The 24,471-nt window shown below is 67.8% G+C and carries 19 protein-coding genes; 10 read left to right on the plus strand and 9 right to left on the minus strand.

The window, feature by feature from the left end:
• Positions 1–73 precede the first annotated feature (73 nt).
• Complete coding sequence (locus tag ACAM57_RS26435; RefSeq protein ID WP_369659499.1) at positions 74–1,108, minus strand: putative 2-aminoethylphosphonate ABC transporter substrate-binding protein; 1,035 nt, start codon at positions 1,106–1,108, stop codon at positions 74–76.
• A gap of 311 nt (positions 1,109–1,419) precedes the next feature.
• Between ACAM57_RS26435 and ACAM57_RS26440 the strand changes: the two genes are divergently transcribed.
• Both ACAM57_RS26440 and ACAM57_RS26445 read left to right on the plus strand, forming a co-directional pair.
• Entirely contained in the window at positions 1,420–1,980 is a 561-nt protein-coding gene (locus ACAM57_RS26440) for a phosphonate degradation HD-domain oxygenase (RefSeq protein ID WP_369659500.1), read from the plus strand.
• Between the two features lie 107 nt (positions 1,981–2,087).
• Positions 2,088–3,881: an ABC transporter ATP-binding protein/permease gene (locus ACAM57_RS26445; protein WP_126025659.1), complete on the plus strand. Its 1,794-nt coding sequence runs from the start codon at positions 2,088–2,090 to the stop codon at positions 3,879–3,881.
• Here ACAM57_RS26445 and queC read toward each other — a convergent pair.
• Entirely contained in the window at positions 3,830–4,567 is a 738-nt protein-coding gene (gene queC / locus ACAM57_RS26450) for a 7-cyano-7-deazaguanine synthase QueC (protein ID WP_369659501.1), read from the minus strand. The genes ACAM57_RS26445 and queC overlap by 52 nt on opposite strands.
• A gap of 259 nt (positions 4,568–4,826) precedes the next feature.
• Between queC and ACAM57_RS26455 the strand changes: the two genes are divergently transcribed.
• From ACAM57_RS26455 to ACAM57_RS26465, 3 genes are read left to right on the plus strand one after another with little or no spacing between them, the layout of a single operon-like run.
• Positions 4,827–6,308 carry an alkaline phosphatase gene (locus ACAM57_RS26455; RefSeq protein ID WP_369659502.1) on the plus strand — a complete coding sequence of 494 codons (1,482 nt, stop codon included), beginning with the start codon at positions 4,827–4,829 and terminating at the stop codon, positions 6,306–6,308.
• Positions 6,309–6,340: 32 nt separating this feature from the next.
• Complete coding sequence (locus ACAM57_RS26460) at positions 6,341–7,876, plus strand: alkaline phosphatase (protein WP_369659503.1); 1,536 nt, start codon at positions 6,341–6,343, stop codon at positions 7,874–7,876.
• Positions 7,873–8,583, plus strand: coding sequence for a hypothetical protein (locus tag ACAM57_RS26465; protein ID WP_369659504.1), 711 nt, complete (start codon positions 7,873–7,875; stop codon positions 8,581–8,583). Before ACAM57_RS26460 ends, ACAM57_RS26465 begins: the two co-directional genes overlap by 4 nt.
• A 54-nt stretch (positions 8,584–8,637) precedes the next feature.
• Here the strand turns inward: ACAM57_RS26465 and ACAM57_RS26470 are convergent, their stop codons facing one another.
• Complete coding sequence (locus ACAM57_RS26470; protein ID WP_369659505.1) at positions 8,638–9,117, minus strand: DUF1854 domain-containing protein; 480 nt, start codon at positions 9,115–9,117, stop codon at positions 8,638–8,640.
• Complete coding sequence (locus ACAM57_RS26475; protein WP_369659506.1) at positions 9,114–11,405, minus strand: ABC transporter ATP-binding protein; 2,292 nt, start codon at positions 11,403–11,405, stop codon at positions 9,114–9,116. The genes ACAM57_RS26470 and ACAM57_RS26475 overlap by 4 nt, the downstream gene beginning before the upstream one ends.
• A gap of 139 nt (positions 11,406–11,544) precedes the next feature.
• Here ACAM57_RS26475 and cphA (ACAM57_RS26480) point away from each other — a divergent pair, with 139 nt between their 5' ends.
• The 5 genes from cphA (ACAM57_RS26480) to ACAM57_RS26500 all read left to right on the plus strand — a co-directional run bounded on the left by cphA (ACAM57_RS26480) (position 11,545) and on the right by ACAM57_RS26500 (position 17,942).
• A complete protein-coding gene (cphA, locus tag ACAM57_RS26480) occupies positions 11,545–13,782 on the plus strand; it encodes a cyanophycin synthetase (RefSeq protein ID WP_369659507.1) in 2,238 nt (745 codons plus the stop codon).
• Between the two features lie 43 nt (positions 13,783–13,825).
• Positions 13,826–16,393, plus strand: a complete 2,568-nt coding sequence (cphA, locus tag ACAM57_RS26485) for a cyanophycin synthetase (protein ID WP_126025654.1) — start codon at positions 13,826–13,828, stop codon at positions 16,391–16,393.
• 153 nt (positions 16,394–16,546) lie between these two features.
• Positions 16,547–16,957, plus strand: a complete 411-nt coding sequence (locus ACAM57_RS26490; RefSeq protein ID WP_369659508.1) for a hypothetical protein — start codon at positions 16,547–16,549, stop codon at positions 16,955–16,957.
• Between the two features lie 72 nt (positions 16,958–17,029).
• The gene (locus ACAM57_RS26495; RefSeq protein ID WP_369659509.1) at positions 17,030–17,515 is read left to right on the plus strand and encodes a hypothetical protein; all 486 of its coding nucleotides are present in this window, start codon (positions 17,030–17,032) and stop codon (positions 17,513–17,515) included.
• A gap of 136 nt (positions 17,516–17,651) precedes the next feature.
• Positions 17,652–17,942 carry a hypothetical protein gene (locus ACAM57_RS26500; RefSeq protein ID WP_126025651.1) on the plus strand — a complete coding sequence of 97 codons (291 nt, stop codon included), beginning with the start codon at positions 17,652–17,654 and terminating at the stop codon, positions 17,940–17,942.
• 40 nt (positions 17,943–17,982) lie between these two features.
• Here ACAM57_RS26500 and ACAM57_RS26505 read toward each other — a convergent pair whose 3' ends face one another.
• From ACAM57_RS26505 to ACAM57_RS26525, 5 genes are all read right to left on the minus strand, one after another.
• The gene (locus ACAM57_RS26505; protein WP_369659510.1) at positions 17,983–18,900 is read right to left on the minus strand and encodes a dihydrodipicolinate synthase family protein; all 918 of its coding nucleotides are present in this window, start codon (positions 18,898–18,900) and stop codon (positions 17,983–17,985) included.
• Positions 18,901–18,909: 9 nt separating this feature from the next.
• Complete coding sequence (locus tag ACAM57_RS26510; protein ID WP_369659511.1) at positions 18,910–20,658, minus strand: IlvD/Edd family dehydratase; 1,749 nt, start codon at positions 20,656–20,658, stop codon at positions 18,910–18,912.
• A gap of 42 nt (positions 20,659–20,700) precedes the next feature.
• Positions 20,701–21,729: a galactofuranose ABC transporter, permease protein YjfF gene (gene yjfF, locus ACAM57_RS26515; RefSeq protein ID WP_369659512.1), complete on the minus strand. Its 1,029-nt coding sequence runs from the start codon at positions 21,727–21,729 to the stop codon at positions 20,701–20,703.
• Positions 21,726–22,775 (minus strand): ABC transporter permease, encoded by a 1,050-nt coding sequence (locus ACAM57_RS26520; RefSeq protein ID WP_369659513.1) that lies wholly within the window; start codon positions 22,773–22,775, stop codon positions 21,726–21,728. Before ACAM57_RS26520 ends, yjfF begins: the two co-directional genes overlap by 4 nt.
• A 166-nt stretch (positions 22,776–22,941) precedes the next feature.
• A complete protein-coding gene (locus ACAM57_RS26525; RefSeq protein WP_369659514.1) occupies positions 22,942–24,465 on the minus strand; it encodes a sugar ABC transporter ATP-binding protein in 1,524 nt (507 codons plus the stop codon).
• Positions 24,466–24,471: the final 6 nt, after the last annotated feature.

Below are 24,471 nucleotides of genomic sequence, written 5' to 3' on the forward strand. Positions count from 1 at the left end.
CAGCCAATGGGCTTCCTTCTGCGACCTTTGCGCTCTTTTGTCTTCCTTCTGCGTTCGGCTGTCCGTATTCAAGTCACATCGGCTTCTTTTCCGACTTCGATTCGTAGCGCTTCGACCACTCCGTCAGGATGCGCTCGCGGTTGGCGGCGGCCCAGTTGAAGTCGTTCTTGGCCAGCAGCTTCTCGACGTCGCCCGGCACGAATTCGAGCTTCTCCTGGATGCCCGGCAGCGCGAGCACGGCGAAGTTCTTGGCGTAGAGCTCGTTGGCCTGCTTCGTCACGGCCCAGTCGGCCAGCGCCTTGGCGGCTTCCTGCTTCTTGCTGGTCTTGATGATGCCGGTGGCTTCCATGTCCCAGCCCAGGCCTTCCTTGGGCAGCACGATGTCGATGGGTGCGCCGTCGCGCTTGGTCTTGTTGGCGCGGTATTCGAAGGACATGCCCAGCGCGAACTCGCCGGCACCGGCCTGGCGGCAGGGCTTGCTGCCCGACTGGCTGTAGATGCCGATGTTCCGGTGCAGCGCGTCCATGTACTTCCACGCTTTTTCTTCACCCATCATCTGGATCCAGCCCGACACCATCAGGTAGCCCGTGCCAGAGGCGGCCGGGTTGGGCATGGTGATCTGGCCCTTGTAGACCGGGTTGGTCAGGTCGGCCCAGCTGGTGGGCTTGGGCAGGTTCTTCTTCTGCGCTTCGGCGGTGTTGAAGCAGATGGCCGAGGACCACACGTCCATGCCGACCCACTTGGGCGGGTTGGCCGGATCGCGCATGTTGGACTTGACGGCGTCCAGGCCCTTGGGCGCGTAGGGCTGGAGCATGCCTTCCTTGTCGAGCAGCATCAGCGAGGTGGCGGCAAGGCCCCAGACCACGTCGGCCTGCGGGTTGGCCTCTTCGGCGAGCAGCTTGGCGGTGACGATGCCGGTGGAGTCGCGCACGAACTTCAGCTCGATGCTCGGGTTCTCCTTTTCGAAGGCGGCCTTGTAGGCCTGGACCTGGTCGGCCTCGAGCGCGGTGTAGACCAGCAGCTCGGTACGGCCCTGGGCCGAGGCGGCGAAGGCCAGCGAGAGCAGAGCGGCCGGCAGGGCAGCCCAGCGGATGGAACGATGCAGCATGGGGTGGTTCCTCGGGAGAAAGAAGTGGAGAAGTGGAGAAGTTGGAGACAAGAAGGGAGGCCGGGCGGAACCGCGAACGGGCAAGCGAAAGTACGCAAATTCCACCGGGCGACGAATGGGGGCGATGCTGGCAGCGGCATGTGACAGTGATTTGTCAGATGCCTCAAAAAAACCCAAATCCCCAAAATCACGCTAAATTGGCGACTCCGGGCGGCCCTGCAACAGCTTCGTCATCCGCATGTCACCGTGGCGCGGCAGACTCGCGGACTTATTGCCCTGTGTTTTCGCGTCGCCAGCTGCGCTCCACTCCCATGACACTCGACCTCGCCGAGATCGCCCGCCTGTTCGCCGAACGCGGCGGAATCGCGTACGCGGGCGAGCCTGTGTCGCAGCTGGAGCATGCGCTGCAATGCGCCTGGCTCGCCGAGCAGGCCGGCGCGAGCGATTCGCTGGTCACGGCCGCGCTGCTTCACGACCTGGGCCACCTGCTGATCGCCGAGCACCAGACGCTTTCGCACTCTCCCACCCAGCTGGGCATCGACGACCGGCACCAGTACATCGCCCTGCCCCTGCTTCGCGGCGCCTTCGACGCCGAGGTGCGCGAGCCGATCCGGCTGCACGTGGACGCCAAGCGCTACCTCTGCGCCACCCAACCCGACTATTTCTCCAGGCTTTCTCCCGATTCCGTGCGCAGCCTTGCCCTGCAGGGCGGCGTGATGGACGCCGAAGCCGCTCAGCGCTTCGCCACCCATCAGTGGGCCGGTGACGCGGTTCGGCTGCGGCAATGGGACGAGGAAGCGAAGGTCAAGGGCCTGCAGACACCACCGCTGGCCCATTTCCTGACGACGGCCGCACGCGTGCTTTTGCGCTGACGAACTCTTTTCGAGGGCCGACGCCGGTTTCAGGCCGGTTTAAGAAACATTTGTCTACGATGGTCTCCTCACCATGACCGGCGCGCGAGCGCCTGCGAGGAAACCGAATGTCTCTATCAGTCACAGCTCGCGCTGGCTCGTTCATCCAGGTGCTGCGCCGTGTTTTCAGGCTTGCGGCGCCTTATTTCCAGTCGGAGGAGAAATGGCGGGCGCGAAGCATGTTCGCCGCCATCGTGGCACTCAACCTGGCCTATGTGTATGCGCTGGTGCTTTTCAATCAGTGGTATGGCCGCTTCTACGACGGCCTCCAGAACAAGGATGTGACGGTGTTCTGGCGCGAGATCCGGGTGTTCCTCGTGCTGGCCTTCTTCAACATCGCGCTGCAGGTGCTCAAGTTCTACGTGACGCAGCTGCTGCAGCTGCGCTGGCGCGCATGGATCACGCGCAACTATCTCGGTCGCTGGATGGCGAACCGCACCTTCTACGAGATGGAACTGGCACGCTACGCCGGCAAGGAAGGCACGACGCCCGACAACCCCGACCAGCGCATCCAGGAGGACATGCAGCTGTTCACCAGCGCCACCATGACCCTGTCGATGGGCCTGCTGAACGCCGTGGTCACGCTGGTGAGCTTCGTCGGCATTCTCTGGGGCCTCTCGGGAACCACCGAGTTCTCGCTCAGCGGCACCACCTACCAGGTCGCGGGCGCGATGGTCTGGCTTGCGCTGGCCTACTGCGTGGTCGGCACCATCATCACCCACTACATCGGTCGGCCACTGATCGGGCTGAACTTCCGCCAGCAGCGCTTCGAGGCCGACTTCCGCCACCACCTCGTGCGCGTGCGCGAGTACAGCGAGGCCATTGCTCTCGACCGCGGCGAGAAGGTGGAGCACGGCCAGCTTGACCTGCGCTTCGGCGCCGTGCTTCGCAACTACCTGCAGCTCATCAAGCAGCAGAAGAATCTCGTGACCTTCACCGCCTTCTTCGGCCAGGCTGCGGTGATCTTTCCCTTCGTGGTCGCGGCGCCGCGCTTCTTCAGCGGCGCGATCCAACTCGGCCAGCTGATGCAGATTTCGTCCGCCTTCGGCAAGGTGCAGGATTCGCTGAGCTGGTTCGTCGACAACTACGACAGCGTGGCCGTATGGCGCGCAACCACCGACCGTCTCACGAGCTTCGACGATGCGATCCGGGCACGCGCCGCGCAGGAACACCCCCTGGAGCGCAGCGAAGCGCCCGAACTTCAAACCGACGGACTCTCGCTCAGCCTGCCGAACGGCACGCCGCTGCTCGTGAACGCGGCGCTCTCGGCGAAGGCCGGCGACAGCGTCCTCGTGCAAGGGCCGTCCGGCAGCGGCAAGTCGACCCTGTTCCGCGCTTTCGCCGGCATCTGGCCGTTCGCGCGGGGACGCGTGCAGGTGCCGTCCGATGCGATGTTCGTGCCCCAGCGCCCCTACATGCCCGACGGGCCCCTGCGCGTTGCGCTGGCCTATCCGGACGACGCAGCCAGGTACAGCGACGCGCAACTGCGCGAGGCGCTGCGCGATGCGCTGCTGCCCCAATTCGCAGATCGACTGGACGACAGCGACGCCTGGAGCCAGAAGCTCTCCGGCGGCGAACAGCAGCGGCTGGCCATCGCGCGCGTGCTGCTGAAGAAGCCACGCTGGGTCTTCGCCGACGAGATCAGCAGCGCGCTCGACGCGCCGGCGGAGCGCACGCTCTACCAACGGCTGTCCGAGATGGTGCGCGCGAGCGGTGGCGCGATGGTGTCCGTGGCCCATCGTGCTGCCGTGGGCGAGTTCCACAGCCAGCGTTGGACGCTGGTACCCGAGGCAGACGGAGCGGCCGCCCGCTATCGCGTGGAGGTCGTGCCCTCGTCGGCCGGCACGGCGGCGGCCACGTAGCGCTCCCAGCCCTTCCTGCGCAGCTCGCAGGCGGGGCATTCGCCGCAGCCGTAGCCCCAGTCCTGGCGGTGCACGCGATCGCCCAGGTAGCAGGTGTGCGTCTCCTCGACGATCAGGTCGACCAGCGGCCTGCCGCCCAGGCGGTGCGCCAGTTGCCAGGTCTCGGCCTTGTCGATCCACATGAGCGGCGTCTCGATGACCAGGCGGCGCTCCAGCCCGAGCGAGAGCGCGAGCTGCATCGCCTTCATGGTGTCGTCGCGGCAGTCGGGGTAGCCCGAGAAGTCGGTCTCGCAGACGCCGGTGACGATCACCTGCAGCCCGCGCCGGTAGGCCAGCGCGCCGGCGAGCGTGAGAAACAGCAGGTTGCGCCCGGGCACGAAGGTGTTGGGCAGACCGTCGGCCTGCATGGCGAAGGCGACTTCTTCCGTGAGCGAGGAGCCGCCCAATTGCGCCAGGGCCGCGAGGGTGAGCACATGGTCTTCGCCCAGGCGCGGCGCCCAGTCGGGAAAGCGCTCGCGCATCTTCGCGAGGATGGTGCCGCGCACGTCGAGCTCGACGCGGTGGCGCTGCCCGTAGTCGAAGCCCAGGGTTTCGACGCGCTCGTACTTCGAGAGCGCATCGGCGAGGCAGGTGGTCGAATCCTGGCCGCCGGAGAACAGGACGAGGGCGGTGGTGTGCAGGGGCATATCCGTCGGCGGCGGTACGTGCCGCCGCAATCCAAAGACGCGATTTTCCGTCAGCTTCGCGCAGCTGCCGGAATTCACCGCATCGGCCAGACGATGCGCATGAAACGCCGAAGACAGCCTCGGCATTTATTTCCGAGCGATCGGCGAACTTTCATTCGGCTTTCAACTCGTCACGGCCGGGTCATCTGACGTCTTTAGATTTCATCGCCAGAAATGGCGCACGCCCGGTGCGCCGGTCCAACAACCAACCGAGGGAATCATGACCCAACGCCTCATCGCCCCAGCACTGCTGGGCGTCTCTCTCCTGCTGTCCGCCTGCGGCGGCAGCAGCAACAACAACGGCATCGTGCTGCCGTTCATCCCACCGTCGAACACCACGCCGCCTCCGCCCGCGGCGCAGGCACCGAAGAACGTCCTGTTCTTCCTGGGCGACGGCATGGGCATCACCACCATGACCGCCGCGCGCATCTACAAGGTCGGCGAAGACGGCGACCTCACGATGGACACGCTGCCCGAGACGGCCTTCGTCCACACCTATTCGAACGACGCCCAGGTCACCGACAGCGCTCCTTCGATGTCGGCCTACATGACCGGCGTGAAGATGAACAACGAAGTCATCTCGATGAGCGCCGAGACCAAGGCCACCGACGCCTCGGGCAAGGCCTATCACGTCAACTTCGACAGCACCTGCCCCTCGGGCAACGGCCAGGCCGTCGAAACGCTGCTCGAGCAGAGCAAGGCCAAGGGCTACGCCACCGGCGTGGTCACGACCACCCGCATCACGCACGCCACGCCCGCCGCCACGTACTCGCACGTGTGCCACCGCGACGCCGAGAACACCATCGCCGCCGCGCTGGTGCCGGGCGGCGCCGGCTACAACGGCAAGCTGGGCGACGGCGTCGACGTGTTCTTCGGCGGCGGCACCGACTACTTCACCGCCAAGGAAGACGGCGGCAAGCGCAACGACAAGCGCAACCTCATCGCCGAACTGAAGGCCGCGAAGTACAGCTTCGCCGCGAACAAGAGCGAGTTCGACAAGCTGCCGGCCGACGGCGCCACCAAGATCGCCGGCCTCTTCACCAAGAGCCACATGGCGTACGACCTCGACCGCGACGCCACCAAGGAGCCGAGCCTGGCCGAGATGACCGGCAAGGCCATCGACGCGCTGGCCGCGCGCAAGAAGGGTTTCTTCCTGATGGTGGAAGGCGGACGCATCGACCATGCGCTGCACGCCACCAACGCACGTCGCGCCCTGCAGGACACGGGTGCCTTCGACGACGCCATCAAGCTCGCGCTCGACAAAATGCAGGCCGTCGACCCCGGCCTGAAGAACACGCTGGTGGTGGTCACGGCCGACCACGACCACACGCTGCAGCTCAACGGCTACGCCGCGCGCACCGGCAAGACCGAGGCAGGCAAGCCTGGCGTGCTGGGCCTCGTGAAGGACTACGTCGACACCAGCAAGACCAGCAAGGACGTCGACGGCAACCCCTACACCATCATCGGCTTCGGCAACGGCCCGCGCCGCCTCGCCACCCGCGGCCCGATCTCCGACGCCGAGCTGGAAAGCAAGGACTACAGGCAGGAAGCCGTGGTGCCGATGGATGCGGCCAGCGATTCCGAAACCCATGGCGGCGCCGACGTGTTCCTCGGCGCGCAGGGCCTGGGCGCCGACAACTTCGCCGGCGTGATCACCAACACCGACGTGTTCGGCCTCATCAAGAAGGCGGTCGGCCTGTGAAGGGCAGCGAGCGCTCATCGACGAACACAACCATGAACACGACGACCATGAACCGCATCACCCGCAACACCCGCCTGGCCGCCGCCCTCGTCTGCGCCGCCGCCGGCACCCTGGCCGGCACCGCGCACGCCGCCGGCGAAGCCAGGAACGTCATCTTCTTCCTCGGCGACGGCATGGGCCCCGTCACCGTGACCGCCGCGCGCATCTACAAGGGCGAGAAGCAGCTGGCCGCCCAGCCCGGCTCGCTGGTGAGTCCCGAGCGCGCCAACCTCGTCATGCAGTCGCTGCCCTACGCCGCGCGCGTGAAGACCTTCTCGCTCGACGGCCAGACCACCGACAGCGCGCCCTCGATGGCCGCCTACATGACCGGCGTGAAGATGCGCAACGAAGTCATCTCGATGTCCAGCGACACCACCGCCGTCGACGGCATCGGCAAGCAGTACATCAGCGGCGAGGACACCACCTGCCCGCCCACCAACGGCAAGGCCGTGGACACGCTGCTCGAACTCGCCAAGGCCAAAGGCCGCTCGGTGGGCGCGGTGTCGACCACGCGCGTGGGCCACGCCACGCCGGCCACCACCTACTCGCACATCTGCAACCGCAACGGCTACAACAGCATCGCCGAGCAGAGCGTTCCGGGCCACGCCAACTACAACCCCAAGCTGCTCGACGGCGTCGATGTGCTGATGGGTGGCGGCCAGCGCAACTACCTGCCGGTGGCGACCAACCCCAGCAGCAAGCGCACCGACGGCGTCGACCTGGTGGCCGCGATGAAGGCCAAGGGATACACCTACGTCGACACCGGCACCAAGCTCAAGGCCGTCGACACGGCCGCCACCGGCAAGCTGCTGGGCCTGTTCTCCCAGAGCGAGATGGCCTACGAGCTCGACCGCGTGAAGCAGAGCCTCGACCAGCCCAGCCTGTCGGAGATGACCGAGAAGGCGCTCGGCGTGCTCAGCAAGAACGACAAGGGCTTCTTCCTGATGGTGGAAGGCGGCCGCATCGACCATGCGCTGCACGGCACCAACGCCAAGCGCGCGCTCGAAGACACGCTGGCCTTCGACACCGCCATCCAGACCGCGCTCGACTTCATGAACAAGAAGGACCCCGGCCTGAAGAACACGCTGGTGGTGGTCACGGCCGACCATGACCACGCGATCGCCTTCAACGGCTATCCGAAGATCGGCAACCCGATCCTGGGAAAGGTCAACAGCTACGCCGATGGCAAGCTCGCGAAGGCCGCCGACGGCAACCCGTACACCACGCTGGTGTTCGGCAACGGCGGCCGGCCCAACGCGACGGGCTCCAGCCAGGTCAACCCCGAAGACGGCAACAAGCCGTGGATCGCTCCGGTGCGTGCGGCCTCGCGCGACGACCAGACCGCGATGGACACGACGGACGACAACTTCCTGCAGGAAGTCGGCATCAACCTCGGCACGCCCGGCGCCGAAACCCACGGCGGCGGCGACGTGATGCTGTTCGCGGGCGGTGCGGGCTCGAAGATCTTCAAGGGCACCGTGGAGAACATCAAGGTGTTCAACAAGGTCAAGGAAGCGGCGGGCCTGTGAGCGCATCCGTGGCACTGAAAACGCTGCTGGCGGCAGCGGCCCTCGCGGCACTTCCACTGGCGGCCAGCGCCGCCGGCGATGCCGAGGCGCCCGATCAGAACCTGCGCATCCAGCACCATGTGATGACGATCGGCAAGGACGGCGTGCAGCGCGAGAGCCGCTACGCCGACCTGATGTTCCGCCGCGCCGGCACGGTGTGGATCGAGCGCGAGCTGCCGCCCGCGCTTCGCGCCGACCACGACCACGAGGCCAGCGAAGCCAAGGTGCACATCGGCCACTCGCACGCCGACAACACGGCCGCGCCGCTGTGGCTGAGCCGCGATCCGGCCGGCAAGGTGCTGGTGAACATGGTGCTGCGCCAGCAGCGCAAGCTGATCGAGGTCGACAAGGCCAACTACGGCAACGTGGGCTACGGCGGCTCGTGGGCGAACGCCTACTGGCTCGTCGACCCCGCCAGCCTGCCGCGCATGAAGTCGCTGGGCACCGCTGGCAAGGGCGTGCAGCGCTACGAGCTGCAGCAGGGCGAGAGCACGCTGCGCATCGAGTGGGACACAGTCGGCCGCTACGCGCGCAGGATCGAGCAGCGCAACGAGCACGGCACCTCGCTCAACGTGATGACGGCCTCGTCCATCCCGGCGCCGAAGACGCTGCCGTGGAAGACCGCCGACTCCTACGAGCGCGGCGAATATTCCGACCTGCTGGATTGACCGGCTTCCCCACTGCTCCACGCAAAGAGGCCTACGGGCCTCTTTTCTTTTGGGCTAGAGGAAGCGCTCCAGCAGCTTGCGCGAGGCCCGGTCCAGCGTCTTCACATCCGGAATGCGGAACTGCACGCCGTGCGCGCTCGCGATCAGCAGCGCGCCGCCTTCGAGCCGGCGGATGTCTTCCTCGGCCTTGAGCACGAAGCTGGTCTCGCCGCGGTCGGTGCTGATGGTCCAGGTGCTGGGAACGCCGAAGCTCGACACGCCGTGCAGCTTCAGCAGCGTGGGCGCGAAGTCGCGCACCGCGAGGTCTTCCTCGAGCAGCGCCTTGGCCTGCGCCGGCAGCTGCTCGACGCTGTCGATCCAGACCAGCTCGCGCCCTTCGCTGCCGACCAGCGAGATGCCGTGGCCGGGCGCGCTCAGCGGAAAGGCCCGCACGGGCACGATGCCGACGTGGCGCTCGCCCTGGGCATCGGTCAGCACGAGGCGGCCGAAGGCATCGCGTTCGAGTTCGAAAGATGGCGTGTTGTGGTCGGTCATGCGTCCCCCGCCGGATGAGCCGCGTGGCTGATAGCCAGCGGCGCCTGCGCGCTGGCGCGCTCGTCGGCAGCGCCTTCGCTCGCGTCGTCATCGCCCTGGCGCAGCTGCGCCTGGTAGAGCCGCCAGTAGGCGCCCTGCTTCGCCATCAGGGCGTCGTGCGGGCCGACTTCGACGACCTCGCCGCGGTCCATGACCACGAGGCGGTCTGCCTTGCGCAGCGTCGACAGGCGGTGCGCGATGGCGATGGTGGTGCGGCCCTGCACGAGGTTGTCGAGCGCCTTCTGGATTTCCTTCTCGGTCTCGGTGTCCACGGCCGAGGTGGCCTCGTCGAGGATCAGGATGCGCGGGTCGATCAGCAGCGCGCGCGCGATGCTGATGCGCTGGCGCTCGCCGCCCGACAGGCCCTGCCCGCGCTCGCCCACCAGCGAGTCGTAGCCGTGCGGCAGGCGCAGGATGAAGTCGTGCGCATGCGCGGCCCGCGCGGCGGCCACGATTTCCTCGCGCGTGGCGTCGGGCTTGCCGTAGGCGATGTTCTGCGCGATGGTGCCGAAGAACAGGAACGGCTCCTGCAGCACCAGCCCCACGTGCCGGCGGTAGTCGGCCACGGCGAAGCGGCGGATGTCGGTGCCGTCGACCTTGATGGCGCCGTCGGTCACGTCGTAGAAGCGGCAGATCAGGTTGACCAGCGTGCTCTTGCCCGAGCCGCTGTGGCCCACGAGGCCGATCATCTCGCCGGGCTCGATGGTCAGGTCGAGGTCGTGGATGACCGCGCGCGAGCCGTAGCGGAAGCCCAGTCCACTCATGTCGATGCGGCCCTGCACCCGCTCCACCTTCACCGGATTGGCCGGCTCGGGCACGTTGCTCACGTGGTCGAGGATGTCGAAGATGCGCTTGGCGCCCGCCGCGGCCTTCTGCGTGACCGAGACGATGCGGCTCATGGAGTCGAGCCGGGTATAGAAGCGCCCGATGTACGCGATGAAGGCGGTGAGCACACCCACCGTGATGCTTCCGCGCGCCACCTGCCAGATGCCGAAGGCCCAGACCACGAGCAGGCCGATTTCGGTGAGCAGCGACACGGTCGGCGTGAACAGCGACCAGGTGCGGTTGAGCTTGTCGTTGACCTGCAGGTTGTAGGCGTTGGCGACGCGGAAGCGCTCGGCCTCGCGGCGCTCCTGCGCGAAGGCCTTCACCACGCGGATGCCGGGAATGGTGTCGGCCAGCACGTTGGTCACTTCGGACCAGACGCGGTCGATCTTCTCGAAGCCGGTGCGCAGGCGGTCGCGCACGACGTGGATCATCCAGGCGATGAAGGGCAGCGGCACCAGCGTGACCACCGCCAGCAGCGGGTTGATGGAGATCAGGATGACCGCGGTCATCACGATCATCAGCACGTCGTTGGCGAAATCGAGCGCGTGCAGCGACAGGAAGACGTTGATGCGGTCGGTTTCGGAGCCGATGCGCGCCATCAGGTCGCCGGTGCGCTTGCCGCCGAAATAGTCCAGCGGCAGGGTCAGCAGGTGCTCGTAGGTGGTGGTGCGCAGGTCGGCGCCGATGCGCTCGGACACCAGCGCCAGCAGGTAGGTGCGCGCCCAGCCCAGCCCCCAGCCGACCAGCGCCGCGATCAGCAGGCCGCCCAGGTACAGGCCCACGCGCATGGAATCGATCTTCTGCCCGTTCTGGAACGGAATCAGGATGTCGTCCATCAGCGGAATGGTCAGGTAGGGCGGCACCAGCGTCGCGGCGGTGGAGAACAGGGTCAGGAAGAACCCCGCGATCAGCTGCTTGCGGTAGGGCTTGGCGAAGCGGCCGAGGCGCAGCAGCACCCAGGTGGAGGGCGGGGTCTGGAGTTCGGCGTCGGCGGAATCCTCGCCGTCGGCAGTCTCCACGGCCTCGGGTGTCTCCTTGGCGACACCGCCCGCCATGCGCTGGCCGAACAGCTTCATCAGCCGCAGTGCGGCGACCTGTCCGGCCAGGGTGTAGCGCCACCGTGCGAGCCGTCCGGCGGGACCCGCCAGGTCGAGGGTGCCGACGCCTGCGTGGTCGGAAACGCGCATTTCCAAGGCCGCATCGGTTAGCGGCCACTCACGCCAAGTCCCATCGGGATCGAGCGAAATCAGCTTCCGGTCAGTCAGGGCGACTAGGCCGGAAGCGAAGCGAAGTTGGTCGTCGAGGTCAACCGTCAGTGTTACCAGAACGTTTTCCGCGACTGCGAGGCGGTTTTTCAGTGCTTGCGCTGATGCCGCTTCTGTTTCGCCCTCCCGGGTGCCGACTGGATCGTGATGTTGCATTGTGTTTCTTTGACTCTTGCCCGTCGCGGGCCTCTTGGACCGCGTCATGGCGCCCCAGGTCGGGCGCCGATTCTGACCGATAGCCATGGGTGCGCTTGAAGGCGCCGTGGTGCTCGGCCAAAGCACATCGAACGTTTGCATGACCCGTTTCGACGACATCCAACTGCTGCGCATCAATTATTTGCGCGGCCCCAATCTCTGGACCTACCGTCCCGTACTCGAAGTCTGGCTCGACCTGGGCCAGCTCGAAGATTTCCCCTCCAACAAGATCGACGGTTTCACCGACCGCCTGACCACCCTGCTGCCGGCGCTCATCGAGCACCACTGCGGCGTCGGCGAGCGCGGCGGCTTCATCCAGCGCCTGACCGAAGGCACCTGGTCGGGCCATGTGCTGGAGCACGTCGTCATCGAGCTGCTGAACCTGGCCGGCATGCCGACCGGCTTCGGCCAGACCCGCAGCACCTCGGAGCATGGCGTCTACCGCATGGTGTTCCGCGCCCGTGACGAGCAGGTCGCCCGCGTGGCGCTGGCCGAGGGCCACCGCCTGCTGATGGCGGCCATCAACAACGACCCGTTCACCGCCGCCGACGTGCAGAAGGCCGTCGACGCGGTCAAGGCCAAGGTGGAAGACTGCTACCTCGGCCCCAGCACCGCCGCCATCGTGGCTGCCGCCACCGACCGCGGCATTCCGCACATGCGGCTGAACAGTGGCAACCTGGTGCAGCTGGGCTACGGCGCCAACCAGCAGCGCATCTGGACCGCCGAAACCGACTACACCAGCGCCATCGGCGAATCCATCGCCAGCGACAAGGAACTGACCAAGTCCCTGCTCGCGAGCTGCGGCGTGCCGGTGCCCGAAGGCCAGGTGGTCGCCGACGCCGAGGAAGCCTGGGAAGCCGCCGAGGACATCGGCCTGCCCGTCGTCGTGAAGCCATCGGATGCCAACCACGGCCGCGGCGTGTCGCTCGAGCTGACGACCCGCGAGGAAGTCATGGCTGCCTTCGCGGTCGCCGAGCCCGAAGGCAGCGACGTGATGGTCGAGCGCTTCATCCGCGGCCACGAGCACCGCCTGCTGGTGGTGGGCGGCGAGGTGGTGGCGGCCGCGCGCGGCGAGATCATCACCGTGACCGGCGACGGCCAGGCCAGCGTGCGCGAGCTCATCGAAAAGCAGCTCAACAGCGACCCGCGCCGCGGCGCCGAGGAAGAGTTCCCGCTCGACGTGATCCTGATCGACACCGATGCCAAGCTGCAGCTCGAGCTCAAGCGCCAGGACCTGAGCGCCGACGCCGTGCCCGCCGCCGGCCGCGTGGTCACGATCCAGCGCAACGGCAACATGGCCAACGATTGCACCGACCTGGTGCATCCCGAGGTGGCCCACGCCGCCGTGCTGGCCGCCCGCGTGGTGGGCCTGGACATCGCCGGCATCGACCTCGTGGCGCAGGACATTTCCAGGCCGCTCGGCCCGCAGGGTGGCGCGATCGTCGAAGTCAACGCCGGCCCCGGCCTGCTGATGCACCTGAAGCCGGCCGTCGGCTCGCCGCGCCCGGTGGGCCGCGCGATCTGCGACCACCTGTTTCCCAACGACGCGCCCGGGCGCATTCCCGTGGTCGGCGTGGCCGGCTCGCGCGACACCGCCGTGCTGGCACGCCTGGTGGCATGGCTCATCAACCTGGGCGGCCGCCACACCGGCCTGGCCTGCCGCGACGGGCTGTTCCTCGAGCGCCGCCGCGTCGACGCACGCGACAGCGCCAACTGGGAAGCGGGCCACCGCCTGCTGGTGAACCGCGCCGTGCAGGCCGTGGTGATCGAGAACGGCGCCGAGACCATCCTGCGCGACGGTCTCCCGTACGACCGCTGCGAAGTCGGCATCGTCACCGACCTCGAAGGCTGCGAAGCGCTGGCCGACTACGACATCACCGAGAGCGACCAGATGGTCAAGGTGCTGCGCACGCAGGTCGACGTGGTGCTGCCCGAAGGCACGGCCGTGCTGAACGCCGCCGACCCGCGCGTCGCCGGTCTCGCGCCGCTGTGCGACGGCGCCGTCATCCTCTATTCGGCCGACGCGCAGGCTCCCGCGCTCACGGCGCACCAGACCGCCGGCGGCAAGGCCGTGCTCGTGCGGCAGGACCGCGTGGTGCTGGCCAACGGCAGCAGCGAATCGTTCCTGCCGGGCCTCGGCCGCCTGACCGTGTGGCGCGCCACGCATGCCGGCGTGAGCCTCGAAAGCCTGCTGGCCGCCGTGGCCGCGGCCTGGGCCATGGGCATTCCGCTGAACCTGATCGGCGCCGGGGTCGAAGCCTTCGAGGCCGACCTGCAGGCCGCGCTGGCCTCGCTGCAGCTCTCGCAGACCCAGCCTCTCCAACCCCAATTTGCCTGAGGCCCCCGGCCCCGGCAGACAGTACCGTAGCTCCCGCAGCCCCATGAAAGTCACCCGCACCCGAGCCCTTCGCGGGCCCAATCTCTGGAGCCGCCATACCGCCATCGAGGCGGTCGTGGCCTGCCAGGGCGACGAGAACGCCATCAGCAAGCTGAGCGGTTTCGAAGACCGCCTGCGCGCGCGCTTCCCGACCATCGGCGAGCTGCACCCGATGGTGCTGGGCCAGCCGCTGGCGCTGGCCCACGTGCTGGAGAACGCCGCGGTCGCGCTGCAGGCGCAGGCCGGCTGCGCGGTCAACTTCGGCCACACCTCCCCCACCGTGGAAGAAGGCGTCTACCAGGTCGTGTTCCAGTACAGCGAGGAGGCCGTGGGCCGCCGCGCCGCCGAGCTGGCCGAGGAGCTGATCGTCGCCGCCCAGAACGACACGCCCTTCGACGCCGAAGCCGCCATCGCCGAACTGCGCGACCTCGACGAGTCTGAGCGCCTGGGCCCGAGCACCGGCTCCATCGTCGATGCGGCCGTGGCGCGCGGCATTCCGTACCGCCGCCTCACGCGCGGCAGCCTGGTGCAGTTCGGCTGGGGTTCCAAGCAGCGCCGCATCCAGGCCGCCGAAGTCGACAGCACCAGCGGCGTGGCCGAGTCGATCGCGCAGGACAAGGAACTGACGAAGCAGCTGCTCAACGCCGCCGGCGTGCCGGTGCCGCTGGGCCGCCCCGTGAGCAGCGCGGAAGACGGCTGGGCCGCCGCCAACGAGATCGGCCTGCCGGTCGTGGTGAAGCCGCAGGACGGCAACCAGGGCAAGGGCGTCACGGTCAACATCAACTCGCGCGAGGAACTGTTCGCGGCCTACGAGTCGGCCGCCGTCTACGGCGAGGTGATGGTCGAGAAGTTCCTGCCCGGCTTCGACTTCCGCCTGCTGGTGGTGGGCGACCGCCTCGTGGCCGCCGCGCGCCGCGATCCGCCGCAGGTCATCGGCGACGGCAGCTCCACCGTGCGCCAACTGGTCGACACCGTGAACCTCGACCCGCGCCGCGGCGAGGGCCACGCCACCTCGCTCACCAAGATCCGCCTGGACGACATCGCCATCGGCCGGCTCGAATCGCAGGGCCTCACGCCCGACAGCGTGCCCGCGCGCGGCCAGCGCGTGGTGCTGCGCAACAACGCCAACCTGTCCACCGGCGGCACCGCCACCGACGTGACCGACACCGTGCACCCCGAAGTCGCGGCGCGCGCCATCGACGCGGCGCAGATGGTCGGCCTGCACATCTGCGGCGTCGACATGGTCTGCGAGAACGTGCTGCGCCCGCTCGAGGAGCAGCACGGCGGCGTGGTGGAGGTAAATGCCGCGCCCGGACTGCGCATGCACATCTCGCCGTCGTTCGGCCGCGGCCGCGCGGTCGGCGAGGCGGTCATGGACACCCTCTTCGCCCACGGCGACGACGGCCGCGTTCCCGTGGTGGCCGTCACGGGCACCAACGGCAAGACCACCACCGCGCGCCTGATCAACCACCTGCTCGCATCGAGCGGCCTGCGCACCGGCATGACCAACACCGACGGCGTGTACGTCGACGGCCGCCAGACCGACAGCGGCGACTGCAGCGGCCCCAAGAGCGCGCGCAACGTGCTGATGCACCCCGACGTCGACGCGGCAGTGTTCGAAGTGGCGCGCGGCGGCATCCTGCGCGAGGGCCTCGGCTTCGACCGCTGCCAGGTGGCGGTGGTCACCAACATCGGCAGCGGCGACCATCTGGGCCTGAACTACATCACCACCGTGGAAGACCTGGCGGTGCTCAAGCGCGTGATCGTGCGCAACGTGGCGCCCGACGGCTACGCGGTGCTCAACGCGGCCGACGTCAACGTCGCCGCCATGGCGGCAGGCTGCCCCGGCAACGTGATCTTCTTCACCGCCGACCGCATGCATCCTGTGATGGCCACGCACCGCGCGCAGGGCAAGCGCACGGTGTACGTCGACCAGGACACGCTGGTGGCCGCCGAAGGCTCGTGGCGCGAACGCATTCCGCTGCGCGACGTACCCATCACGCGCGGCGGCAGCATCGGCTTCCAGGTCGACAACGTGATGGCCGCCGTGGCCGCGGCCTGGGGCGTGGGCCTCGACTGGGACACCATCCGCAGCGGCCTCGCGAGCTTCATGAACGATGCGGCCGGCGTGCCCGGGCGCTTCAACGTCATGGACTACCGCGGCGCGACCGTGATCGCCGACTACGGCCACAACACCGACGCCATGCGCGCGCTGGTGTCGGCCGTGGACACCATGCCGGCGAAGAAGCGCTCGGTGGTCATCAGCGGCGCGGGCGACCGGCGCGACTCCGACATCCGCGACCAGACGGCCATCCTCGGCCAGGCCTTCGACGACGTGATCCTCTACCAGGACGCGGCGCAGCGCGGCCGTGCCGACGGCGAAGTCATGGCGCTGCTGCGCCAGGGCTTGCAGGGCGCGGCCCGCACGCGCTACATCGACGAGATCCGCGGCGAGTTCGTGGCCATCGACGCCGCGCTGGCGCGCCTGCAGCCGGGCGATCTCTCGCTGATCCTGGTCGACCAGGTCGAGGAAGCGCTCGCTCACCTGGCCCAACGGATCGCAGCAGGCTGAAGCCGCGCTTGCCGGACATGTCCCACACGCTGGGGCGCGTCCGGCCCGGTTGGCGGCGTGCGGCTGTCCCACAGACTGCCGACTGCCTCCCACAGCACACTGGGGCTCCAGTCACGCACCTCCTGGAGGGCGTGCCTTCACAGAGGAGCCCGCATGAGAAAAACCCTTCGTTCCGTTCTTTCCGCCACGGCCGCCTTCGCCGCCGGTGGCTTCATCGTCTTCGGCGCGCAGACGGCCAGCGCGCAGGCGCCGGGCAGCGACGCCCGCCTGCAGAAGGAGCGCGCCACCTGTGACGGCGTCCAGCAAGACCGTGCCGCCTGCCTGCGCGAAGCCGGAGCCGCGCGCCAGGAAGCGGCCCGCGGCGGCCTGACCAGTCCCAGCCCCGCGCGGGAGCAGGTCAATTCGCTGGCCCGCTGCAGCGAACTGCCTGCGGCCGAGCAACCGGCCTGCGAGGCGCGCATCAAGGGCGGTCCGCGCACCACCACCGAAGGCAGCGTGATGGGCGGCGGCGTGATCCGCGAGACCGTGACGCCCCTGCCGCCGCAGACAGTGCCGGCGCGCTGAATCGAATGAACCCGCCCAGATACGGGCGGTCCAATCTCTCCTGGTTATCCAGCTCACCTCAAGGAGTCATCCATGAAAAGCAACCCGCGTTCGATGCTCTTCGCCATGTTCGCCGCCGGGGCACTCACGGTTTCCGCAGCCGCTTCGGCCGCACCGCCGCAGCGCGGTGAATCGTCCAGCACCTACCAGCAGGAACTGGCCGTCTGCGGCCACAACCAGCAGGATCGTGCCGCCTGCATCCGCGAAGCCGGCGCCGCGCGCCAGGCCGCGGCACGCGGCGGCCTGACCAGCGCCCCCGACTACCGCGCCAATGCGCTCGCCCGCTGCGGCCTGCAGCAGCCTGCCGACCGCCCGGCCTGTGAAGCCCGCGTGCTCGGCAGCAGCGGCAACACCACGGCCAACGTCGACGGCAGCGTGATGGGCGGCGGCGTGATCCGCGAGTCGGTCACCACCACCATGGTTCCGGTGCCCCCGCCGGCCATGGCACCCCAGCCGATGCCGCAGCCCATGCCGCAACCGATGCCGATGCCCCGGCCCATGCCGGCGCCCATCCGTTGATCTAGCAGTCTTTCCACACAGGGGCATCGCCATTTCCCCCGGGAAGGCGATGCCCCTAATGTCATATTTCTGTCACAAAACGCCGCGGCGTGCTAGCTATAGTTCCCGGTCCCTGCCTACCGAGGAACTCTTTTTCATGAATGCCATCAAGGTCGCTCGCCGATTCATCGAAACGGACCCGGCCAACGATTCGGCCAAGATCCTGGCCCAGCTCGTGCTGGCTCTGGAGTCCGAACGAAGCTTCGAACTCATCACCCTCTACGAACTCGACTACAAGAGCTTCCAGCTCGCCATGGACATCCTGAAGGAGTGGCGCCTCGACCGCTACTACGCCAGCAAGTCCAAGCTGTTCGATCTGTCGCTGCAGGTCAGCGAACTCGAAAAGAGCAGCGAACCCAGGAAGAACGCACCCGAAGCCAAGGCCTGAGCGGCCCCGGCTTCCTTCCCACCCCTCTTCTCTTTTCTCTTCACTTCCCCCAACGCAGCACCATCGGATCGAGTCGCCTTGCGGTCTCGATCAGGCCGGCACGCGTGTCGGGGTGCATGGCCGGCAGGGGGTGGCGGGGCGCCTCGCAGGCGATCACACCGCCCTCCTTCATCAATGACTTGCAGGCCAGCAGCCCTGCCTGGCGGTTCTCGTAGTTGATGAGCGGCAGCCACTGCTGGTAGAGCGCGAAGGCCTTGTCGCGGTCGCCCGAGCGGTGCGCCTCGATGATCGGGCGGATGCCGTCCGGATAGCCGCCCCCCGTCATCGATCCGGTCGCACCGGCATCGAGGTCAGGCATCAGCGTGATGGCCTCCTCGCCATCCCACGGTCCCTCGATGGCGTCGCCGCCCAGGCGGATCAGCTCCCGCAGCTTCGATGCGGCGCCGGGCGTCTCGATCTTGAAGTACGCCACCTGCTCGATCTCCTTCGCCATGCGCGCGAGGAACGGCGCCGACAGCACCGTGCCGCTGGCCGGCGCGTCCTGGATCATGATCGGGATGCCCACCGCGTCCGACAGCCGCGCGTAGAACTCGTAGATCTGCGGCTCGGGCACGCGGAAGGTCGCGCCGTGATACGGCGGCATCACCATCAGCATCGCGGCGCCCATGTCCTGCGCACGGCGGCTGCGCTCGGCGCAGACCTTGGTGCTGTAATGCGTGGTGGTCACGATCACGGGCACGCGGCCCTTCACGTGTTCGAGGATGGTTCGGGTCAGCACCTCGCGCTCCTCGTCGGACAGCACGAACTGCTCCGAGAAGTTCGCGAGGATGCAGAGCCCGTCCGAGCCCGCGTCGATCATGAAGTCGACGCAGCGCTTCTGGCTTTCGATGTCGAGTGCGCCCTGTTCGGTGAAGGTGGTGGGCACCACCGGGAAGATGCCGCGGTATCTGGGGGTCATGGTGATGGATCAGTGTGAGTGGCGGGGAACGGCGGCGCCTCTGCAGCCGACGAGAAAATCGAAGTCGCAGCCCTCGTCGGCCTGCAGCACATGGTTGACGTAGAGCTTCTGGTAACCGCCGCCGCGCGTGCTCATCGGCTGCGCGTCCGAAGCCGACAGCGAAGCCAGCCGCGCGGCCAGCTCCTCGTCGCTGATGTCCAGGTGCAGGCGCCCTGCATCGCAGTCGAGCTCGATCCAGTCGCCATCGCGCACGGCAGCCAGCGGCCCGCCGTCGGCCGCCTCGGGCGCGACGTGCAGCACCACGGTGCCGTAGGCCGTGCCGCTCATGCGCGCGTCCGAGATGCGCACCATGTCCTTCACCCCCTGGCGCAGCAGCTTCGGCGGCAGCCCCATGTTGCCGACCTCGGCCATGCCCGGGTAGCCCTTGGGACCGCAGTTCTTCAGAACCATCACGCAGCTCGCGTCGATGTCCAGGTCTTCGTCGACGATGCGCTCCTTGTAGTGCTCCAGGTTCTCGAACACCACGGCACGGCCGCGGTGCTTCAGCAGCTCCGGCGACGCGGCCGAGGGCTTGAGCACCGCGCCGCGCGGCGAGAGATTGCCGCGCAGGATGCGGATACCGCCATCGGCGATCAGCGGCTTGTCGATCGGGCGGATCACCTCGTCGTCGAGGCTGGGCGCGTCGCGCACGTTGTCCCAGAGCGACTGGCCGTTCACCGTCAGTGCACCGGGGTGCGGCAGAAGGTTGGCTTCGCCGAGCCGGCGCAGCACCGCGGGCAGGCCGCCCGCGTAATAGAACTCCTCCATCAGGAAGCGCCCCGAGGGCATCAGGTCGACGATGGTCGGCGTGTTGCTTCCGATGCGCGTCCAGTCTTCCAGCTCCAGCTCGACGCCCATGCGCCCGGCAATGGCCTTCAGGTGGATCACCGCGTTGGTCGACCCGCCGATAGCCGCGTTCACGCGGATCGCGTTCTCGAAAGCCTCGCGCGTGAGGATCTTCGACAGCGTGAGCCCCTCCTTCGCCATTTCGACCACGCGCATGCCCGACATCTGCGCGAGCACGTAGCGGCGCGCATCCACCGCCGGAATCGCCGCGTTGTGCGGCAGCGAAGTGCCCAGCGCCTCGGCCATGCAGGCCATGGTCGAGGCCGTGCCCATGGTGTTGCAGGTGCCGGCCGAGCGCGACATGCCGCCTTCGGCCGAGAGGAACTGGTGCAGGTTGATCTCGCCCGCCTTCAGCGATTCGTGCAGCTGCCACACGGCCGTGCCGGAGCCGATGTTCTTTCCCTCGAGCTTGCCGTTGAGCATCGGCCCGCCCGTGACCACGATGGCGGGAATGTCGCAACTCGCGGCGCCCATCAGCAGCGCGGGCGTGGTCTTGTCGCAGCCCGTGAGCAGCACCACCGCATCGACCGGGTTGCCGCGGATGGCTTCTTCCACGTCCATGCTCGCGAGGTTGCGCGTGAGCATCGCGGTGGGCCGCAGGTTCGATTCGCCGTTGGAGAACACCGGGAACTCCACCGGAAAGCCGCCCGCCTCCGAGATGCCGCGCTTCACGTGCTCGGCGATCTTGCGGAAGTGCGCGTTGCAGGGCGTGAGCTCCGACCATGTGTTGCAGATGCCGATGATCGGCCGGCCGTCGAATTCGTGGTCCGGAATGCCCTGGTTCTTCATCCAGCTTCGATACATGAAGCCGTTCTTGTCGGCCGAGCCGAACCATTCGGTCGAGCGCAGTTTCTTCGGAGGGGTGTCCGGCATGCGAGTTGTCCTGAGGGAGAGAAAAGGGAGAAAAAAAGAAGGTCAGCGCCGTGGCGTGCGCGACGTGAAGAAGCGCTGCAGCAGGCAGAACACGAACAGCAGCGCTCCGACGACGATGCGCGTCCACCACGAGCTCAGCGTGCCGTCGAAGGAAATGAGCGTCTGGATGATGCCCAGCATCAGCACGCCGAAGAGCGTGCCCGCCACGTAGCCCACGCCGCCGGTGAGCAGCGTGCCGCCGATCACCACCGCCGCGATGGCGTCGAGCTCCAGCCCGACCGCATGCAGGCCGTAGCCCGAGAGCATGTAGAAGGTGAAGATCACGCCCGCCAGCGCCGAGCAGAAGCCCGAGAGCGTGTACACGCCGATGAGCGTGCGGCGCACCGGCAGGCCCATGAGCACCGCCGACTGCTCGCTGCCGCCGATGGCGTACACCGCGCGCCCGAACGGAGTGCAGTGCGCGAGAAAGATCGCCGCCAGCAGCACCGCGATGGCGATCACCGCGCTGATCGACACCGAGGCCTCGCCCCACACTGGAATGCGGATCTGCGAGACCTCGGAGTAGAACTCGTTGGTGATGCTGATCGAATCGATGCTGATGAGGTAGCAAAGCCCGCGCGCCAGGAACATGCCCGCGAGCGTGACGATGAAGGGCTGCAGCCTGAAGCGCTCGATGAGCACCCCCATGAAGGCGCCGAACGCCGTGCCCATCGCGAGCACCAGCGGAATCACGATGCCGGGGCTCCAGCCGTGCTTCTCCACCAGCGAGGCCGACACCATGGTGGTGAGCGCGATCACCGAGCCCACCGACAGGTCGATGCCGCCCGAGAGGATCACGAAGGTCATGCCCACCGCCACGACGATGAGGAAGGCGTTGTCGATCAGCAGGTTGAGGAAAACCTGGGCCGAGAAGAAGCCGTCGTAGAAGACCGAGCCCAGCGTCGCCACCAGCACGAACAGCGAGACGGTCGCCGCCAATGGCAGGTACTTGGGATTGAGCCCCCTCTTGCCCCCTCTCCCGCGCGCGGGAGAGGGTTGAGGTGAGGGTGCAGCCTCGATCACCGCGCTCATGCCCGTCCTCCTTCATGCACCGGCCGCTGCACCAGCGTGCGCACCTGCGACCTGAACTCCGGCGACTGCAGCAGCATCACCACGAACACCACGCCCGCCTTCACCACGAGGTTGATCTCGGGCGGCACGCCCAGTGAGTAGATCGCGTAGGTAAGCGTCTGGATGATGAGCGCGCCGATCACGCTGCCCACGAGGCTGAAGCGCCCACCCGTGAGCGCGGTGCCGCCCAGCGTCACCGCGAGGATCGCGTCGAGCTCGATGAGCTGGCCCGCGTTGTTGCCGTCCGCGCTCTTCACGTTGGAGCTGATGAGAAGCCCCGCCACGCCCGCGCAGGCGCCGCAGAACGCATACGCGCCCACGATCAGCCGCCGCGCCTGCACGCCCGCCACGCGTGCCGCCGTCGGGTTGATGCCCACCGCCTGGATGAAGAGCCCCAGCGCCGTGCGCGTGATCGCCAGGTACAGCAGCGCGAACACCGCCGCCACGATGAACAGCGAGAACGGCAGCCCCAGCAGGTAGCCGCTGCCGAGGAAGAAGAAGGGCTTGTAGTAGATGGTGATGATCTGCCCGTCGGCGATCAGCTGCGCGATGCCGCGCCCCGCCACCATCAGGATCAGCGTCGCGATGATCGGCTGCATGCCCACCTTGGCTACCAGCAGGCCGTTCCACAGCCCGCACACCAGCGCGATGCCGATGGCCGCGAGGATCGCGAGCGGCATCGGAAAGCGGCTCGTGTCGCTGGACACCGAGCCGCCGATCATCCAGGCCGCGAGCGCAGCTGCGATGGCCACCACGGCGCCCACCGAGATGTCGATGCCACGGGTGGCGATCACCAGCGTCATGCCGAGCGACACCAGCACCAGCGGCGCCGCGCGGTTGAGAATGTCGACGAGGCTGCCGTAGAGATGGCCGTCGCGCCATTCGAGGTGCAGGAAGCTGGCGTTGAAGGCGGTGTTCACTGCGAGCAGGAGCAGCAGCGTGACGATGGGCCAGGCGAGGCGATGGCGCATCGCAGCCGCCAAGCGATTGTTTTCGGCGTTGGTCATGACAGTTGCTCCACCGAGGCGGTCTTGCCCCCTCTCCCGCTTGCGGGAGAGGGTTGGGGTGAGGGTGTGGCCTGAACCGGAGCACCTTGCTTTTCGAAAGCCGATGCCCTCACCCTAGCCCTCTCCCGCAAGCGGGAGAGGGGACAACACGAAAACAGGGTCGCCATCACGTCGCCGCAATCATTTCGTACACCTCGTCCTCGGTCGAGCCGCCCGGCAACTCGCCCACCTTCTTCCTGTCGCGCAGCACCACGATGCGATGCGCCACGCGCACCACCTCGCTCATCTCCGAGGAGATGAAGATCACCGCCATGCCCGCCTTCGCGAGCCGCAGGATCTCTTCCATGATCTCCTGCTTGGCCGCCACGTCGATGCCGCGCGTGGGCTCGTCGAGGATCAGCAGGCGCGGTTCGGTCGCGAGCCAGCGCGCGATCACGGCCTTCTGCTGGTTGCCGCCCGAAAGCAGCCCGATCGGCGTCTCGACGCTCGCCGTCTTGATGCCGAGCGACGCGACGAACTTCTCCGCCATCGCCGTCTGCTCGGCATGCGAGAGAAAGCGCCTCGTGCCCAGCCTGGCCTGCAGCGCCAGCGCAATGTTCTCGCGCACCGACAGCTCGGCGACGATACCGTCGGTCTTGCGCTCCTCCGGGCACAGCGCCAGCCCTTCGCGGATCGCGTCGGCCGGATTCGAGAAGCTCACGCTGCGGCCGTCGACCTTGAGCACGCCGCGGTCCGGCGTCTCCAGCCCGAACAGCAGCCGCGCGAGTTCGGTGCGGCCGGCGCCGAGCAGGCCCGCGATGCCGACGACCTCGCCCGCGCGCACGCGCAGGTCGGTCGCCTGCAGCTGGCCCGCCTGCCCGAGCCCCTCGATCTGCAGCAGCGCAGGCGCGGCCTCGTCGAACGAAGGCAGCGCGGCCGGCCGTGCCGACTGCGCCGCGAGCTCACGTCCGAGCATCGCCGCGATCAGCGCCTGCGGCCCGAGGTCGGCCGCCTTCCACTCGCCGATCCATGCGCCGTTGCGCAGCACCGTGATGCGGTCCGACACCGCGTACATCTGGTTGAGGAAGTGCGTCACGAAGACGATGGCGAGCCCCTCGGCGCGCAGCCGCCGCAGCACGTCGAAGAGCTTCTCGACCTCGTCGTCGTCGAGGCTGGAGGTGGGCTCGTCGAGGATCAGCACCTTCGACGACACGCCCAGTGCCCGTGCGATGGCCACCATCTGCTGCACAGCCACCGAGTAGCTCGACAGCAGCCGGGTCACGTCGATGTCGAGCCCGATGCGCGCCAGCAGTTCCTCGGCGCGCCGGTTCACCGCGGCCCAGTCGATGCGAAAGCCCTGCGCCGCGCCCTTGCGCGGATAGCGCCCGGCGAACACGTTCTCAGCCACCGAGAGGTTCGGGCACAGGTTCACTTCCTGGTAGACGGTGCTGATGCCGAGCTTCTGCGCCTCCAGCGGCGAATGCGCACGGATCGGTTTGCCCTCGAGCAGCATCTCGCCGCCGCTGGACGGCAGCACGCCCGTGAGCACCTTGATCAGCGTCGACTTGCCAGCGCCGTTCTGCCCCATGAGCGCGTGGATCTCGCCCGGATACAGGTCGAGCCGCACGTCGCGCAGCACCGGGATGCCACCGAATTGCTTGTGGATGCCCCGGAGCTGGAGAACGGGGCTGGTGGCGCTTGCGTCTGCCATGTGCTG

This window comes from Variovorax sp. V15 (genome assembly GCF_041154425.1).
Lineage (GTDB): Bacteria > Pseudomonadota > Gammaproteobacteria > Burkholderiales > Burkholderiaceae_C > Variovorax > Variovorax guangxiensis.

Bases quoted from the DNA above. Each gene is read 5' to 3' on its own strand.
- ACAM57_RS26435 (WP_369659499.1), bottom strand. From the start codon at position 1,108: ATGCTGCATCGTTCCATCCGCTGGGCTGCCCTGCCGGCCGCTCTGCTC.
- ACAM57_RS26440 (WP_369659500.1), top strand. From the start codon at position 1,420: ATGACACTCGACCTCGCCGAGATCGCCCGCCTGTTCGCCGAACGCGGC.
- ACAM57_RS26445 (WP_126025659.1), top strand. From the start codon at position 2,088: ATGTCTCTATCAGTCACAGCTCGCGCTGGCTCGTTCATCCAGGTGCTG.
- queC (WP_369659501.1), bottom strand. From the start codon at position 4,567: ATGCCCCTGCACACCACCGCCCTCGTCCTGTTCTCCGGCGGCCAGGAT.
- ACAM57_RS26455 (WP_369659502.1), top strand. From the start codon at position 4,827: ATGACCCAACGCCTCATCGCCCCAGCACTGCTGGGCGTCTCTCTCCTG.
- ACAM57_RS26460 (WP_369659503.1), top strand. From the start codon at position 6,341: ATGAACACGACGACCATGAACCGCATCACCCGCAACACCCGCCTGGCC.
- ACAM57_RS26470 (WP_369659505.1), bottom strand. From the start codon at position 9,117: ATGACCGACCACAACACGCCATCTTTCGAACTCGAACGCGATGCCTTC.
- ACAM57_RS26475 (WP_369659506.1), bottom strand. From the start codon at position 11,405: ATGCAACATCACGATCCAGTCGGCACCCGGGAGGGCGAAACAGAAGCG.
- cphA (WP_369659507.1), top strand. From the start codon at position 11,545: ATGACCCGTTTCGACGACATCCAACTGCTGCGCATCAATTATTTGCGC.
- cphA (WP_126025654.1), top strand. From the start codon at position 13,826: ATGAAAGTCACCCGCACCCGAGCCCTTCGCGGGCCCAATCTCTGGAGC.
- ACAM57_RS26490 (WP_369659508.1), top strand. From the start codon at position 16,547: ATGAGAAAAACCCTTCGTTCCGTTCTTTCCGCCACGGCCGCCTTCGCC.
- ACAM57_RS26495 (WP_369659509.1), top strand. From the start codon at position 17,030: ATGAAAAGCAACCCGCGTTCGATGCTCTTCGCCATGTTCGCCGCCGGG.
- ACAM57_RS26500 (WP_126025651.1), top strand. From the start codon at position 17,652: ATGAATGCCATCAAGGTCGCTCGCCGATTCATCGAAACGGACCCGGCC.
- ACAM57_RS26505 (WP_369659510.1), bottom strand. From the start codon at position 18,900: ATGACCCCCAGATACCGCGGCATCTTCCCGGTGGTGCCCACCACCTTC.
- ACAM57_RS26510 (WP_369659511.1), bottom strand. From the start codon at position 20,658: ATGCCGGACACCCCTCCGAAGAAACTGCGCTCGACCGAATGGTTCGGC.
- yjfF (WP_369659512.1), bottom strand. From the start codon at position 21,729: ATGAGCGCGGTGATCGAGGCTGCACCCTCACCTCAACCCTCTCCCGCG.
- ACAM57_RS26520 (WP_369659513.1), bottom strand. From the start codon at position 22,775: ATGACCAACGCCGAAAACAATCGCTTGGCGGCTGCGATGCGCCATCGC.
- ACAM57_RS26525 (WP_369659514.1), bottom strand. From the start codon at position 24,465: ATGGCAGACGCAAGCGCCACCAGCCCCGTTCTCCAGCTCCGGGGCATC.